The sequence below is a fragment of the Methylosoma difficile genome (genome assembly GCF_054657615.1).
Window position 1 is genome coordinate 757,132 of sequence record NZ_BAAHYJ010000002.1, and the last position, 16,081, is coordinate 773,212.

Genomic DNA, 16,081 nt, shown 5'->3' on the forward strand with positions numbered 1-16,081 from the left:
TTATTTCAGCGTTAAGCTAAATCCGGGGCCATCAAGCAATCCACAACGCACCTAAGCCTAAACCGGAAGTGTTGATGCTACTCAGATTAATGCCCAGCAACTCCACCAACATGTCGTTGCTGCCATCATTTTGGAATACATAGGCATCTGCACCGACATTAAAAGCAACTGTCGCGCCTATATCGGTAATATTGCTTTGTAAATAAGCCAATACACTTGCTAAGTTGCTGCCATCTATTGTGAGTGCCGCATTAAACGCATTTACATCATCAAATTTGATAAGACCGCTGGCAATTTGATGGCTTTTAATGACACCCGTATCGACACCATTGGTCGCCGCCGTGTTAGAAGCAATGGCTATACCTACCAAATCCAGCTTATCAACACCCAAGTTTGAGCTGTTACTTAAGCCGCCCTGAAAACCGCTGATCACGTCAAACGTTGTTAATAAGCTATCACCTGAAGAAATCTTAACCGTATCTGTAGCCGCTGCGCTTTCGGTTAGGATAATCGTATCTTTACCTATACCACCCTTTAAAGTATCCGCCCCTCCACCACCATTTAACTTGTCGTTACCCGCCCCGCCCTGTAGAGAATCGTTGCCCGAACCTCCCAACAAACTATTGGCAGCGGCATTGCCAATAATGACGTTATTAAGCGCGTTACCTGTACCGTTAATGCCTGCAATACCGGTTAGGGTCAGTTTTTCTAAGTTGCTACCCAACACATAGCTGATAGAGCTATTAACCGTGTCGATTTCAGTGACATTACTTGATATCTCTTCAATAAGATCGGCTTTGTTATCGACCACATAAGTATCATTACCCCGCCCCCCTTCCATGCTATCAGCACCACCTTTCCCGTCTATTATGTTATCGCCATCGTTACCATACAGATCATTATTGAGGGCATTCCCAGTGGCGTTGATCGAAATGGTTCCAAGTAAACTCAAATCCTCGACATTACTTCCTAGCGCATAACTAATTGAACTAAATACAGTATCACGCTCACCTGCCATCTGTGCAGTTTCAATAATTTGGTCGCCCACATTATCGACAAAATAATAATCGTTACCGAAACCACCAGTCATTTTATCAGCACCTTTACCGCCATCCAGCGTATCGTTACCATCGCCTCCAGTTAAAATATCATTACCGCTTGTACCATTAATAATCTGATCAACTGGTTTCTGAAAAATATCGTTGGTATAAATATTAGCTCCGCTTACTATGCCTGAACTTATGCCGCTAGCCCATCTGCTACTGTCACCACCTCGCCAGTCCAAGCCCCAAGTTACAATCGAGCCATCAATACGAAGCGCAGCAAATGCTGATGTGGTAGCAAAAATCTGGACTACATCAACCGTGCCATCAAGCATTGCCGCCACAGCACTGCTATCGCCACCTGAAGAACTATCGCCCCACGTTACTACCGACCCATCAGCACGTAATGCAGCAAAGGCATAGCCTGTGGAAAAAATTTGCGTAACATCGACAGCACCATTGAGCTTAGTAGCAACGGCATTGCTATCACCACCACCATTGCCTCCATCTGTAAACGGGGCGTAACCCCAAGTAACAACCGACCCATCCACACGCAAGGCGGCAAAAGCGACGTTAGTAGCATAAATTTGTTTGACATCCACCGTACCGTTCAGCTTATCTTTGACATCAGTGTATCCACCGTGACCATCAGGTGTTAGCGGATCGCCCCCAGTGTTGCTAGCTCCCCATGTAACTACGGACCCATCAATACGCAAGGCGGCAAAAGATGAACCAGTCGTATAAATCTGCACAACATCTATCGCGCCACCTAAATCCCCGCTGGGGAAGCTGCCATAACCTCCACCCCAAGCAGTCACCGAACCATCGGCAAACAAGGCGGCAAAAGATGAACCAGTTGTATAAATCTCCTTGACATCAAGGATGCCATTAAGTTTTGTTGCTACCGACGAACTATCGGCAGCAGATCCGCCACCCCAAGTAACAACTGAGCCATCGGCTAATAAGGCCGCAAAGGCATCGTTCGCACCATAAATTTTTATCACATCGACGGCACCGTTTAGCTTTGCCGCCACCTTGCTACTATCTCCGCCCGAATTAACATCCCCCCATGTGACCACGGAGCCATCCGCTAACAAAGCAGCAAAAGCTCTAGTTGTAGAAAAAACCTGTACCACATCCACTGTACCATTAAGTTTGCTTGCTACGGCCGAACTGTTACCACCCCAGACACTGTCACCCCAAATTATCAAAGAGCCATCAGTACGCAAAGCGGCAAAAGCATCCCAAGTGGAAAATATCTGCACCACATCTGTCGTACCATTGAGTTGAGTAGCCACGGATGAACTATCAGCACTATCGCTTATACCCCAAGTGACGACTGATCCATCAATTCGCAAAGCAGCAAAGCTATAACGGGAAGTATAAATTTGTACAGCTTCTAATAAAGTAAACGCATCGAAATTAAAAAAACCTGCACCATTCCCCCAAGAGAATACATAACCTTCGTTACTAATGACGGCAAAAGCCGAATCATGCCGCCATTCTCCTAGAGTATGCCCAGAAAATAATTGCGTGTTGTTAGTTACCGTTACTGTCATGAATTTGCACCGTGAATGTTTATAAAAAATTAAAGCTGGCGTATTTGTTTGGAAGTTTAGTATAAAAAATCAGTTCCCGTAACTGGTTTTCAAAATTCGGCAAAGCATTAACCTACACCAAAACCGTCGTCACCAGCTCCACCCAATAGGCCGCGCCGACCGGCAAAATGGCATCGTTAAAATCATAATGCGGGTTATGCAGCAAGCAGCTGTTGGCGGACGAACCATTGCCTATCCACAAGTAACAGCCTGGTTTTTCTTGCAGCATAAATGCGAAATCTTCCGAACCCATGCTGGGTGTGGGCTGTAAATCAACCCCTTCAGACCCTACCAATGCCGTCGCGGCTTTGACAGCCAAAGCCGTCGGTGCATCGGCATTGATTGTCACCGGATAGCCCGGATTTTCAGGATTGAAAACCAAGGTGGCGGTCACGTCAAACGCTTGGCAAGTGGCATCGACCAATTGCCGGATTTTCTCGGCAATGCGGGTTTGTACGGCTGGGTTAAAGCAGCGGTAAGTTCCGCGCAGCACAGTCGATTCAGGAATGGCGTTCCAAGTCTGGCCCGCATGGATTTGGGTAATGCTGACCACTGCCGAATCGGAAGGATTGACCGTACGGCTGACAATCGTCTGCAAGGCCGTGATAAGGTGCGCGCCAGCAACAATGGCATCGCTGCCCAAATGCGGCATGGCTGCGTGGGTGGCTTGGCCTTGCAGATGGATTTCAAAGCAATCTAAGGCCGCCATCATCGCGCCGGTTTTAACGGCAAAATGGCCTTGCGGAATGTCGGGGAAATTGTGCAGCCCAAACACCATATCGGCGGGAAATTTTTCGAACAGGCCGTCGGCGATCATTTGCTGCGCACCGGCGCGGCCTTCTTCGGCGGGTTGGAAGATAAAATGCACCGTGCCATTAAAATCCGGATGTTCCGACAAGTAACGGGCGGCACCCAACAACATGGCGCAATGCCCGTCGTGTCCGCAGGCGTGCATTTTGCCGTCGTGGCAAGATTTGTGCGCGAAATGGTTTTGTTCTTGGATGAACAACGCGTCCATATCGGCACGTAAGGCAATGGCTTTGCCACCCTGACCTGCCGACAAGGTCGCCACCACGCCGGTTTTTCCTAAGCCTTGATGCACTTGCAGGCCAAAACTTTGTAGCAATCCGGCAATGTAGTGCGCGGTTTGGGTTTCTTCAAAAGCGGTTTCCGGGTAACGGTGCAGATGCTGCCGCCATTCCTGCATTTGTGGATGCAATGCCTGCAAAGCCGACAATTTAGACATGTTGTTGGCCTTGGCGTTGGTAGCCGTCGGTGTTTTTTAATACCCAGCGTTCGGCATCGGTCAGCAAGCGTTCTTTTTTCCAAAACGGCGCTTGTGATTTTAACGCTTCCATAATGAAACGGCTGGCATCAAAAGCATCGCCACGGTGTGATGTCCACACCGCCACCAAAACAATCGGCTGGCTGGGTAAAATATCCCCTACCCTATGCACTATGAAGGCATCGACAATCTGCCACTGCTGCGCGGCTTGGTCGATAATTTTTTGCAATTGCTTTTCGGTCATGCCCGGATAGTATTCCAAATGCATGGCGGTCACACTGTCGCCGTCGTTAAAATCGCGCATCGTGCCGACGAACACACTCGTTGCGCCAATTTTTCCCGCGTGGTGAAGATTGGCTTGTTCATACAACGGCAATACTTGCCAAGGATCGAAAGCTTCCGTACGGATAATGACAGCCATCTTAGCCTCCGGTCACAGGCGGGAAAAAAGCCACTTCGTCGGTGTCTTCCACCGGCTCATCCAGCTCAACATATTCCATGTTGACCGCCGCCAGTATATTGTCCGGTAAAGGCTTTTCCGGATTGGCTTGTTGCCAGACCGTGCGCACCGTCAAGCCGCTGACGAAAGCCACGTCATCGCCGGTACGCCCTAGGGATTCTTTAAGGCTGGCGAAATACCGCACTTTAATCGACATAATGATTCACCCCGCTAAGTAAAAAATAGATAATACCGCAAACCCAGCCAATTACACGCTTGAAACTCATGAGCTTACTGACCCATTTTAACCGATCCGGCGACGCCCACATGGTCGATGTCGGTGATAAACCCATCACCCAACGGACAGCCGTCACCGATGGCTACATCGAAATGCAAGCGACAACCTTGCAACTGATTATGGAAGGTAGCCACAAAAAAGGTGACGTGTTGGGCATAGCCCGCATTGCCGGCATTATGGCGAGCAAAAAAACCGCCGAACTGATCCCTTTGTGCCATCCGCTGCCCCTTACTCATGTCGAAATTGAGCTGGTCGCTGAACCGGAGCAAAACCGCGTCCGCTGCCAAACCACCGTGAAAACCAACGGACAAACCGGCGTGGAAATGGAAGCCTTAACCGCCACACAAATCGCCTTGTTGACCATTTACGACATGTGCAAGGCTGTTGATCGCGGCATGGTCATCCAATCGGTACAGCTGCTGGAAAAAGACGGCGGCAAATCCGGTCATTGGCAACGCCAAAACTAAATTGTCTGCGTTTGAAACTTACCCGTCCCCGCCCAGTCTTGCCCATACCTGCGTTTTAATCCGCACACCTTATCGCAACCAGCCCAGAGACATCTATGCCCATCACTTTACAAGAACTTGCCCAAGCTTGTGCCGCCCAGATTGTGGGTGGCGATGCCAATGCCTTAATCCATTCCGCTGGCGACATCATCAGCGCGCAAGCAGGCCAAGTGACGCAACTCACCAACAGCCGCTACAGCAAACACATCAAGGCTTCACTGGCGAGCGCCTGCTTCATTGCAGAAGGCTTTAGCGTTGCCGATGTACCCGAACAACTGGCTTTGCTGGTCTGTGCCGATCCAGAAATGGCCTTTGTCAAAGCCGTCGGTTTATTGCACCCTGAAGCCACCTACCCCAAAACCGTTGCGCTGCAGGCGGTGGTCTCAGAAACGGCGAAATTGGGTGAAAATGTTTATATCGGTGCCTATGCCGTCATTGGCGACCATGCCGAAATTGGCGATAACAGCCAAATTTTGCCGGGCGCTTATGTCGGCAACCACGTCAAAATCGGCAAAAACAGCCGGCTTTATCCGTACGCCGTGGTGTATGACGATTGCGTATTGGGTGACAACGTGATCATCCATTCCGGCGCGGTGATCGGCGCGGACGGCTTCGGTTATAAATTCCGCAACTACCAGCACGTTAAAGTGCCGCAAGTGGGTAATGTAGTCATTGAAGACAATGTGGAAATCGGCGCCAATACCTGCATCGACCGTGGCGCACTGGGCAGCACCACCATAGGCTTGGGCAGCAAAATTGATAATTTGGTACAAGTCGGACACAACAACAAAATCGGCAAGCACGTGATTTTATGCGGTGGCGTGGGCGTATCTGGCTCTTGCAACATCAGCGACTACGCCATTTTGGCGGGCAGCGCAGGCGTTGCCGACCATGTCAATATTGGTCAAGGTGCCGTGGTCATGGCAAGATCAGGCGTGGCTAACGATGTTGCCGCCGGCAGCCATGTGTTTGGCAGCCCAGCCAAAGACAAACGCTTGGCTTATAAAGAACAAGTCGCGTTAAGCAAATTGCCGGAGTTATTAAAGAAAGTTAAGTTATTGGAAGAAAAGATCCAACAGCTTGAACAAAGTGCGTAATTAGAAAACTTCCCCATATTTTCAACGATACGCAAGATACCGGTAAAAAGCCGGAATCTTGCGTACCCAGCACAAACTTTTTGTTAAAAAGACCCTCCTCTTTTAAGTTAGTCAGCCTAACTTGATGACCCATGCCATATCACACAGTCTAGTAAGCCAAATGCCCTGACCCACCGTTAAGCCTTAGGTGCGCAAGGCTTAAGCATTTTTAAAAACCCGCCATATGACACATCATTTCTGCGGTTATTCAATAAATACCGTTAACAGATCAAACCAAAGTGATTTGCCAAGTTATTGGAAAAAATAACAACCCACTGATAAATAAAATAATTACCTGGTATTCATTACAAAAATCAAACCACCGTCCAAGATTTTCCTATGGCACAGATGATGCTTTGCCTAAAGCAAGCCTTTCATCCAAACGCCAAGCTTATGTATCCAAACCTATCTTCCTTACACCGTTATGGCATACCCGCCGCATTATCGTCTTTGGCGATTGTGTTGTTGATGCATAACAACGTACAGGCAGAAACGAATACACCCCAACAACCTGCGCCTATCCAATTGAAAAAGGATACTGCCGATTCATTAGTTCAATTGGTTGTTGACCAAGCACCGCTGGCACAAGTACTGGATACGCTTTCTAGCCAAACCCACACGCCTATCCACTACTCGGTTTTACCCGAAACCTTGGTATCGGCAAACTGTAAAGACAGCAACTTAAGAAAAATCATTGAATGCCTGCTGCAACCGCGCCCCGATTTGGCTTTCCGTTACGCTGACGGCAGCTTTACAGGCACAGCCGATCAGCAACCGGTGGAAATTTGGCTATTAGGCTCGATGGCGGCGGCACGCTCTGGGCATTGTGTTGCCGTCACGGTCGTGGCAGACGACCGTAGCCAGCCCAGAATTTTACAAACCCCACCCGAACCCAGCCAAGACGCGTTGAATGAAAGCAAGCGTTTGCTCAAACAAGCCACATCAAAAGATCCCGTTCAACGCGCCGAAGCCATCGCCAATTTGGGTTTATCCAGCCTGGGCAACGATCCAAAAATTGCAGCGGCTTTAAAGAATGCTTTAAACGACCCAGACCCAAGCGTCAGGGCGCAGGCGGTCAGTAGCTGGGTGCAACGGGAAAGGGATGGCGGCAGCGGCGAGTTGCAACAAGCCTTGCAAGATAGCGACACCAATGTCCGCTTCACTGCCGTTAGCAGCAGCAACGACAGCGCCTTGCTTGAAATGGCGCTTAACGATGCCGATGAAAGCATCCGCGAACTGGCAAAAAGCAAATTGGCAGATTTATCGGCACGGGAAAACAGGCATTAAACAGAAAAGACATTTGCCGCTGAGGCTGGCATCTAACCGAAACAAGCCGCCCTAGGGTGGACTTGTCCAGCCGTTTCTTGGCGGAAACGGCTGGCAAAAACAGCAGTTGGAAATGAGAGCTTCCAACTGTTTTGACTTAACCGTTAGTGAAATAACGGTCAATTTGATAACTACAAGCATGTGTCGTAGACACGAGGAAATTTTACAATGAAAAGCTTAGCAATAAAAACCCTAACCTCATCCCTGTTATTGATCGCTGCCGGTTACACCGGCATGGCTTCAGCGCATTGCCTTAACGAAACGCTAGGTGCCTCTGCCATCGCTGCCGACTTGTACCGGATCAGCTGTTTATCGGGTGACGGCTCTGATGAAGCCCCTAGCTTATTGGCAACCCGAAAACTGGCAGTACAGCCGAATAAAGTCTCGGGCAATAACGTCACCGTACAAATTGGTCGTGAAGGCTTCACACCTTCCAGCCAATCAACGGACAGCAGCACCGGCACTGCGATCAATTTGGCAACCTGTACCGCACCCAGCTTAGGCACACAAGTGACTTTAGACCCTGTCGCCCAAGGCGCAGCGGATGGTAACGGCGACTACAACATTTTGGTCAATAAAAACGGCAGCACCGCCACTTCATATGGCTTGGTTTTCCATTGCCAAGATGCAGCGGGCGTACACACCACCACCCAAGAAGTGGTTGCCGGTTCGGCTGCGCCAGAATTGGCGGGCAACACCGCCATTTCACCTGACATCGACATTGAAATCGACAACTAAGCCCGCTGAGTTGGCAAGCCTTAAGACCAACGGCTTGCCTTAAATGGTAAGGCCACCTTGCGGTGGCCTTACTTTCTTAAAACCAAAACCGTATCACCATGATAAAAAAAGCCTTTTCGGTAAAATTCCTACCCTTCTTTATGTTGGTCATCAGCCTAAATGCTTGTGCCATTGTACAGCCGTGGGAACGCGGCGATTTGGCTAAGCCGCACATGGCACTCGACCCTTACCCCTTACAAAGCGCGTTTCAGGCGCATAACTACGGTAGCCGCGAGGCAGGTTCCAGCAGCAGTGCCGCGCAAGGCGGCGGTTGTGGTTGTTATTAAGCGATGACGGAATAGTTATGAACAGGTCTAAAAATAAACCCTTGCCCAAGCCACACCAATCCACTTGCCAAGCCACCCCCTTACAAGCCTTTATGCTAGCCGCTTTGGCATTACCAGGCTTGCTGCCTGCCAATGGCTATGCCGAAGACGACCAAGTCGATTTTGGCTACCAATACTATGAAGAAGGGGCGCGGGCACGCGTCATTGCCTCTGACCTGCCCGATACAACAGGCCCACATACCACCAAAAAGCCAATTACCGTAGAAAGCATTTCTGGCAAAACCCGTGTCAGCCTGACGGACAGAATCAAGTTTGCCTTTAATTATGTGCAAGATACTTGGGGAGGGGCAACACCGATCATTTCCGGCCCGTTGGTATCAATGGGCCAGGACGCTATTTCAGGAGCGTCAGGTTTTTTCAGACCTAGCGCTTTCTCTTTGGATAAACAGGGTAACTTTATTGGTGAACGCTATTTGTCTGGCATAAAAGACAATCGCATCACTCATGTTTTTGTCGGCGCATCCCCGGAAACCCGCCAACAAGCTGATTTTAAATTGTCTTACGAGTGGGATGATAACGCTTTGGGCTTTGGCGGGGGTGTCTCGGAAGAGCCGGATTATCACTCGCTCTTTATCAATAGCAACGCCCGCATGGATTTTAACCAAAAACGCACGTCGGCCAATTTAGGTTTAAGTTATACCAGTAGCGACATTGGTACGAGTGGCAGCCGCATCGGCCGTGTTATCGAACGCACCCCTTATGGTCACGCCAGTGGTGACGGTACTGTGGATAACCCACTTAAAGCAGACCGCCAAGATGTCGGCATCAACTTAAGCATCAGCCAAATCCTTACTAAAAGTACCGTCTTACAGGGCGGTATGAGTTTTACCCATAACAACGGTTTTTTAGAAAACCCCTACAAAGCCGTCGCCCTTTATTCAGTTGCGGATGCCGTTGCAGGCAATCCGCTTCGGGTAGTCCGTGAAGAAGATGTCTGGGAAAAACGCCCCGATGCCCGCAACCAATTCACTTGGAACATCGGCATGGTGCAACACATCCACCCTTTAGATGCTGCCCTGCATGTGGACTACAGCTTTTTCCATGATGATTGGGGCATTAACGCCCACACTTTTGCCGGTGCCTGGGACCAGCCCATTGGCTGGGGTTGGACGTTGACAACACGCATGCGTTACTACAGCCAAACCGCCGCCGATTTTTACCAGCCTTATTTCCTATTAGGCGCGAACGCGTTTGTTTATGACCGAAGCAAACCCAGTGGCTACCAGCTGGATTTCAGTAAACTGCCCATACAAAACTTTTCCAGCGACCAGCGGCTGTCCGGCTTCGGCACCTTAAGCGGCGGCTTAAGCATTAACAAGTATTTTGCCAAAGGCTTAAATTTGGCGATCAGCGGTGAATATTACCAACACGCCGGTTCGTTAATACTGGACGGCAAAGGCGAAAAAGCCTTCGCCGATTTTGATTACTTTACCGTCAACGCCACGCTCAATGTCAACCTGGAAGCCCTAAGTTTGGCAAAAGGCAGCGGTGGCAGCACAGCCAGCCACCATCACCACGCACATGGCAACCACGCGCCCGCTGGCGTTATGTTTGACCATGTATTGGATAAAGCGGGCGATGCTATGGTCGGCTACCGTTATGTACACAGCGTCGAGCGCGGCGAAACGTTGCACGGTACGGATAGCGTTGGCGATCAGGCCATTATTGCCAATGGCTGCCCTGGCACCACCGGTTGCCGCTTTACACCAACCCGGATGAGCATGAACATGCACATGTTGGAAGCAATGGTCGCGCCCACGGATTGGCTGACCTTGATGCTGATGCCGCAATTTATGGATATGGACATGAACCTGCGGGGCTTGGAGAATGCGCCGCCAGCGCCTAGCGACGGCTCAGGCCATAACCACAGCACCAGCAGTAGCGGACACCGGACTGCCGGTATTGGCGATACCGGTGTTTATGCCTTGTTCAAGCTGTTCAATCATCCGACCCATCACTTGAAAATGGGTTTAGGCTTTAGCGCCCCCACCGGCAGCATCAATGAAAAAATGCAAGGTAAGGTTGGAGACAGCGGCTCTTCCGAAAGGCAGTTCCTGCATTACGGCATGCAATTGGGCAGCGGCACCTGGGATTTAAAACCCAGCATCACCTACACCGGACAGCTCGACGAGTGGTCATGGGGTGCGCAGCTGAACGGCACCAAGCGCCTGCAAGACCGTAATGATTCCGGCTATGCCTTAGGCGATATTTTCCAATTCACGGCCTGGGGTGGTTATCAGTTGTTCAACTGGCTGGGCAGCTCGGTACGCGGCGTTTACACCGAACAAGACCGCATTAAAAATCAGTTCAATACCCATAAGGAAAGTAAAAGTTTCCCTGTTACCGTTCATGTCGATCACGACGCCGATGGCGATGGCAACAGCATTGACAGCAATGGCGTCTTCGACCCGGATGATGTCGAACAAAATACCGAACAACGGGTGGTCAACGTCGCTAACGAAGTTTCAGGGTCAATGGATGCGCCTACCAGTTACGGCGGGCGCTATTTCGATGTTGGATTCGGCCTTAACGCCACCATTCCCAACGGCAGCCTGGCAGGCAACCGGTTGAGCGTAGAATGGCTGCAACCTGTGCATACCGATGTTAACGGCTACCAGTTGGATCGTGACGGCACGCTTAACTTTACGTGGGCATACGGTTTTTAACTCCCCTTCCAACCGCACTTTAAATTTATACAGGAAATCTATGGTACCCAAAGTTTTTGCCTTACTGGCAGCCAGCAGCCTATGCGTCAGTGGCTGCGCCAGCCAAACACCTACCCTTGATGCACCACAAAACAACCCGCCAGCCCTCGACAGCTACAGGCTGGGCGTGCTGCATATCCAAAATATCCGTGAAAACAGCAACGGACTGGAGCGCCAACGTTATGAACAAGGCTTACGCGATGCCCTTGACAACCGCGCAGCATCGGCAATCGGCAACCCCAAAACCGAATGGCAAGCCTTGGCAAGGCTTGACTTTGCCCAAGTCAAAACAGCCAACCTGAATGCCGGCAAAGCTTTTTTGGCGGCAAACCAACAACGCCAAAGCATTGTGACACTGCCTAGCGGCGTGCAATACGAAGTGTTGAAAACCGGTAAAAACACCCGCCAAGCCAACCTCGACGATACCGTGGGCATTGTCTACAAAATCACCGACATCGAAGGCAATGTCAAATTGGACAACAGTAAAGGTGATGTGCAAAAAATGTATGAGATGCCTATCAAAAAAATCTACAGCAAAGGCTGGCAAGAAGCATTGCAGCTGATGACTGCGGGCAGCAAATGGCGGCTGTTCATTCCCGCAGAATTGGCTTTTGGCGAACGCGGCCTCAGTGAGCGGGGAATTTTGCCGAACGAAACCTTAATCATTGAAAACCAATTGGTCAGAATTATCGCACCCACACTGCAATAAGCCTTGCGCCCTCCTAACCGTATTTAATGGCGTACACCCTCCAAAGCCCTTGCCAGAAGGGCTTTGGAGGATCGCCACTGATGCCAGCCATTAATAAAATTGTCATATCGATGGCTTATACTGAAATGCAAATTAGCCGAACCGTCGGCATCCGTTGTATTTTGAGCTATCTATGATCGAGAGTCTAAAAGCCCCCCAAAACCGCAGTTCGGAGTTTTATGTCCCAACTGTCAGCGAGCTTGCCTTAACTGTCAAAACCATTTCCCCTGACACGCTGGTTCTTGATGTCCTTAAAGAATTCCAAAACGACAGCGAATTAATGTCACTGCCTGTTCTGGATGAAAATCATATCTACTTAGGCGCCATTTCGCGTCGGCATTACCTGACCCTCATGACCAAAGCATTTGCCCGCGAACTGTACGCCCGCAAAAGCTTAGATTTGTTGCTAAAAGACAATCCCGATATTTTTACCGCCCCACTCATCGCCAACGGTCTTGACCGCATTGACCAAGTGATGACCGAGTTTTTAAAACTCGATCCCGGCCTGATGTACGAAGCCTTACCGGTCATCAACGGCGATGGCGGCATTGGTGTGGTTAAAGTCGCGGACATGATGCTCAAGCTTTCGCAAACGCAAGGCAAATTGATTGACACCATGCAACAGTTGAGCGCTAGATTGAACGAAGAAGTCGCCAATGCCGCGGCTTTGCAGCGCAATTTGCTGCGCCCCGCCGAGATCGAGCTTCTGGGTGTGCGCGGCTTATCGACACTGATTACCTCCAGCGAAGTAGGCGGCGACTTTTACGATTACTACATGGTAGATGAGCGTTGGGCCATCATTTTAATTGGTGATGTCAGCGGGCATGGCATTGCTGCAGGCACTATCGTCTGTGCCGCCAAGGCTGGCGTTAACTTCCTTGAATCCGAACAAGAAAAAGAGCCGCATAAAATTTTAGAGCGGCTCAGCAACATTATTTACAACACTGCCCACCAAACCTTGTTAATGACCATGTTCGCGGTTTGCTTGGATACTCGCAACGGTGAGCTTCGCTATGCCAACGCCGGACACCAATTCGGTTACATTTACCGGTCAATGATCGGGCGTTTAGATGCCTTGGAGCTGGGCGGCCTACCATTGGGAAAAGACCCGGATGTCGTTTACGAACAGGAAGTTACCGAAATGGATGTCGGTGACCGGTTGTTCCTGTACACCGACAGTATTGTTGAAGAAGAGGACGATAATGGCGAATGTTTTGGTTATGACCGCTTGGAAAGCCTGATTGTCAACAATGCCGAACAAAGCATCCAAGACTTCAGCGATAACGTATTGGAAACCCTAGCCGCTTACCTAGGCCGTCACAGTTTTACCGACGACGTCACCTTGCTGTGTGTCGACCACACTGAACGCACCCATGAGCAACACCACAATCCCGACACCCACAGCAACGATTTTGAATTGGTCAGAATCGTAGAGGCGTTCTACCGCACCAATCCTAATCCTGTCTCCCCTAACATCAACCGGCAAAATTTGGTATTCCTCACCGAAGGCAATTTTTCCGATTTGGTGCCTGATTTGGCGGTGCAAGGTGTCCGTCGAATCTTGCATAGGCGCGACAACATCAGCCAGCACCTCGGTTGGGATAGCTTGCTAAAACAGCACCAACATGCTTGCCATGACGATTTGTCGGCTTATCTGCACTACCCTCAGCATTACCGCGAGTTTTTCTTTACCCATACCGATGACAAAGCCTTCATTATCCAAGAAGCGGAAGCCTGGCTGGAAGAGCTGCATTTGTCGGATATGGATCGATTAGATGCTTTCGTCCTGCTTTTGGACGAGCTAATTGAAAATGGCCTCTACGCCGCACCACAAGACAGCCGGGGACGCCAGCTATACCCCAAAGGCACGTCGCGCCAATTGGACGATGGAGAAATGTTAAGCCTGACCATTGCCATCCAAGACGGCATCATGGGCGTCTCCCTTACCGATAGCTGGGGAACCTTAACGCCTAGCGTCTTTCTTGAAAGGCTGTCACGCCATATCCAAGGCCAAGGGCTTAAATCAGGGATTGGCGGCGGCGGCCTCTACCTGATTTGGCGCATGTCCGATTATTTGCAATTACGGGTATTTCCACGCAAACAAACACAAGTTTGCGTATTTATCGACTTAAACACTCTGTTCGAACCTGAAACCGACAAGAGCTTCCAATTTCTTTACCATACCGAAGTCCAAGAAACGGTAACGGGAGATACATTTTATGTTACAAATTCAGCCACAGCCTTCTAATGAAGCCAGCCATCAACACTTCACTTTAAGTGGTGTGATTGATATTGATGCCATTAAAGAACTTGAATCCCTCTACGGCCTACCGGACAACTGTGCGGTTGAATTGGACTTCGCTTTAGTACAACGTGTTAACTCGATGGGGCTGGCGCAATTGCTCAAACTGTTCGAGCATTGGCAAAAACACAGTATCACCTTACAAATCAGCAACCTGAACCGCATGATTGGCGTGCTGTTCAAGATGACCGGATTGACTCGCTTTATTGTTGATGGAAAACCGGCGACCCAACCCGCAGTCCAAGCCAACAGCCAAGCACCTATACTTCCGGCTCGACCTTCGTCAACTGCGGTTAAATCTGTTACCCAAACCACGACAGAAAGCACACCTATCAACAATCCTGTCAGCGAATTTATACCCGGCTTTAATAAGGCCAAACTACAAATCAGCAGCGTACCTTCCGACAGTGAATCGTTAATAAAATACGCGCTAGTAGGGACTATTGACGTTGAAGCCGTAGCGATTTTAGAAAGCCTTTACAGTCAACCTGCCAACAGCAAAGTCGTGTTGGATTTCGCCAAGGTCGATCGGGTCAACTCGATGGGCTTGGCGCAACTGCTTAAATTATTTGAACATTGGCAGAAAAATGCCATTGGCATCCATGTCATCAATCCTAGCCGGATGATTGGTGTGTTGTTTAAAATGACAGGCTTACTGCGTTTTCTTGACAACTCCGCACCACCCACCCAACCAGCTGCGCCTAAAATCGAACAAGTCCAAGCTGTGCCAACCAATACGCCCGAAGTCAATCGATCAGGCGACAAAATTAGGCTTTTAGTCCATGCCCAAAGCAGCCGCCAAATGAACGGCTGGTACTTTTTCAATACCTATCTGCAACGCCGTTTAGGTAGGGAAATTCATATGGAACTTAGCCACGGCGCAGTCGGTGAATCGCGTATCAGCGGTGAAAACATGGATATTGTGTTCACCAAACCTTTTGAAGCCACCCGATTGATTTTGCAGCATGACTTTAAAGGTGTCATCCGGCCTGTTGACCAAACTGATGAAGTCACGTTATTGGTTCGTGCTGACGACCCTAGAAAAAATCTAAAAGAATTTCAGAACGGCAAAATTGTCACGGCGGCACAAGAAAACTTCGTCTACCTGTTAGGGCGTTTCCTATTGGAAGAAAGCGAAGAATCCTTACATGATATGGAATACCTCTTTTCAGGCCACGACATCAAAGCCTTGCAAATGCTTTTGAAAGGCTCGGCAGACATTTTGTTTATGCTTAGCGACACCTACAAAGGCTTATCCAGCTTAACACGCAAAATGCTGCGTGAGATTGACCAAAGCGAAACCGCCTTTGCTTTCCATTTGTTCTGCGTTGCGCCCCATTGTGCCGAAATCAGCAATAGCATCAGCGATGTCCTGTTGGACATGGGGATGGACAGCCAAGGTCGGCAAATCTTGGCTGATTTGGGCATTGAAAGCTGGTGCAAACCTTCCAATGATGAACTGGATATGTTGTTTATGCTGTTCAACCGCTATGCCATACCCAATATTTCCAATCCTAAAACGAGCGAATTTATCGGCGCATAACATTGTAAAAATTAAGGTTGGCGGTAAA

General features: G+C 49.5%; 13 protein-coding genes. 9 read left to right on the forward strand and 4 right to left on the reverse strand.

Going from position 1 to position 16,081, the window contains the following annotated elements:
* Positions 1–31: 31 nt before the first annotated feature.
* The 4 genes from ACYQ1O_RS09040 to ACYQ1O_RS09055 form a co-directional block, all read right to left on the reverse strand.
* The gene (locus tag ACYQ1O_RS09040) at positions 32–2,602 is read right to left on the reverse strand and encodes a hypothetical protein (protein ID WP_459991338.1); all 2,571 of its coding nucleotides are present in this window, start codon (positions 2,600–2,602) and stop codon (positions 32–34) included.
* A 112-nt stretch (positions 2,603–2,714) separates the two neighbouring features.
* On the reverse strand, positions 2,715–3,887 hold the full coding sequence (locus tag ACYQ1O_RS09045) for a M20 aminoacylase family protein (RefSeq protein ID WP_459991339.1): 1,173 nt from the start codon (positions 3,885–3,887) through the stop codon (positions 2,715–2,717).
* Positions 3,880–4,347, reverse strand: a complete 468-nt coding sequence (locus ACYQ1O_RS09050) for a molybdenum cofactor biosynthesis protein MoaE (protein ID WP_459991340.1) — start codon at positions 4,345–4,347, stop codon at positions 3,880–3,882. Before ACYQ1O_RS09050 ends, ACYQ1O_RS09045 begins: the two co-directional genes overlap by 8 nt.
* Position 4,348: 1 nt before the next feature.
* Positions 4,349–4,582, reverse strand: coding sequence for a MoaD/ThiS family protein (locus ACYQ1O_RS09055; protein WP_459991341.1), 234 nt, complete (start codon positions 4,580–4,582; stop codon positions 4,349–4,351).
* A 68-nt stretch (positions 4,583–4,650) separates the two neighbouring features.
* On the opposite strand from ACYQ1O_RS09055, the gene moaC reads away from it, so the two are divergent.
* The 9 genes from moaC (at position 4,651) to ACYQ1O_RS09100 (ending at position 16,053) form a co-directional block, all read left to right on the forward strand.
* The gene (gene moaC, locus ACYQ1O_RS09060) at positions 4,651–5,130 is read left to right on the forward strand and encodes a cyclic pyranopterin monophosphate synthase MoaC (RefSeq protein ID WP_459991342.1); all 480 of its coding nucleotides are present in this window, start codon (positions 4,651–4,653) and stop codon (positions 5,128–5,130) included.
* 95 nt (positions 5,131–5,225) lie between these two features.
* Positions 5,226–6,266, forward strand: a complete 1,041-nt coding sequence (gene lpxD, locus ACYQ1O_RS09065) for a UDP-3-O-(3-hydroxymyristoyl)glucosamine N-acyltransferase (RefSeq protein ID WP_459991343.1) — start codon at positions 5,226–5,228, stop codon at positions 6,264–6,266.
* Between the two features lie 432 nt (positions 6,267–6,698).
* Entirely contained in the window at positions 6,699–7,592 is an 894-nt protein-coding gene (locus ACYQ1O_RS09070; RefSeq protein ID WP_459991344.1) for a HEAT repeat domain-containing protein, read from the forward strand.
* A 207-nt stretch (positions 7,593–7,799) separates the two neighbouring features.
* Positions 7,800–8,369, forward strand: coding sequence for a hypothetical protein (locus tag ACYQ1O_RS09075; RefSeq protein ID WP_459991345.1), 570 nt, complete (start codon positions 7,800–7,802; stop codon positions 8,367–8,369).
* A gap of 98 nt (positions 8,370–8,467) precedes the next feature.
* The gene (locus ACYQ1O_RS09080) at positions 8,468–8,695 is read left to right on the forward strand and encodes a DUF4266 domain-containing protein (protein ID WP_459991346.1); all 228 of its coding nucleotides are present in this window, start codon (positions 8,468–8,470) and stop codon (positions 8,693–8,695) included.
* Between the two features lie 17 nt (positions 8,696–8,712).
* On the forward strand, positions 8,713–11,421 hold the full coding sequence (locus ACYQ1O_RS09085; RefSeq protein WP_459991347.1) for a DUF3570 domain-containing protein: 2,709 nt from the start codon (positions 8,713–8,715) through the stop codon (positions 11,419–11,421).
* Positions 11,422–11,461: 40 nt separating this feature from the next.
* Positions 11,462–12,169 carry an FKBP-type peptidyl-prolyl cis-trans isomerase gene (locus tag ACYQ1O_RS09090; RefSeq protein WP_459991348.1) on the forward strand — a complete coding sequence of 236 codons (708 nt, stop codon included), beginning with the start codon at positions 11,462–11,464 and terminating at the stop codon, positions 12,167–12,169.
* Between the two features lie 172 nt (positions 12,170–12,341).
* Entirely contained in the window at positions 12,342–14,456 is a 2,115-nt protein-coding gene (locus tag ACYQ1O_RS09095; protein ID WP_459991349.1) for a PP2C family protein-serine/threonine phosphatase, read from the forward strand.
* A complete protein-coding gene (locus tag ACYQ1O_RS09100) occupies positions 14,428–16,053 on the forward strand; it encodes a PhnD/SsuA/transferrin family substrate-binding protein (RefSeq protein ID WP_459991350.1) in 1,626 nt (541 codons plus the stop codon). The genes ACYQ1O_RS09095 and ACYQ1O_RS09100 overlap by 29 nt, the downstream gene beginning before the upstream one ends.
* Positions 16,054–16,081: the final 28 nt, after the last annotated feature.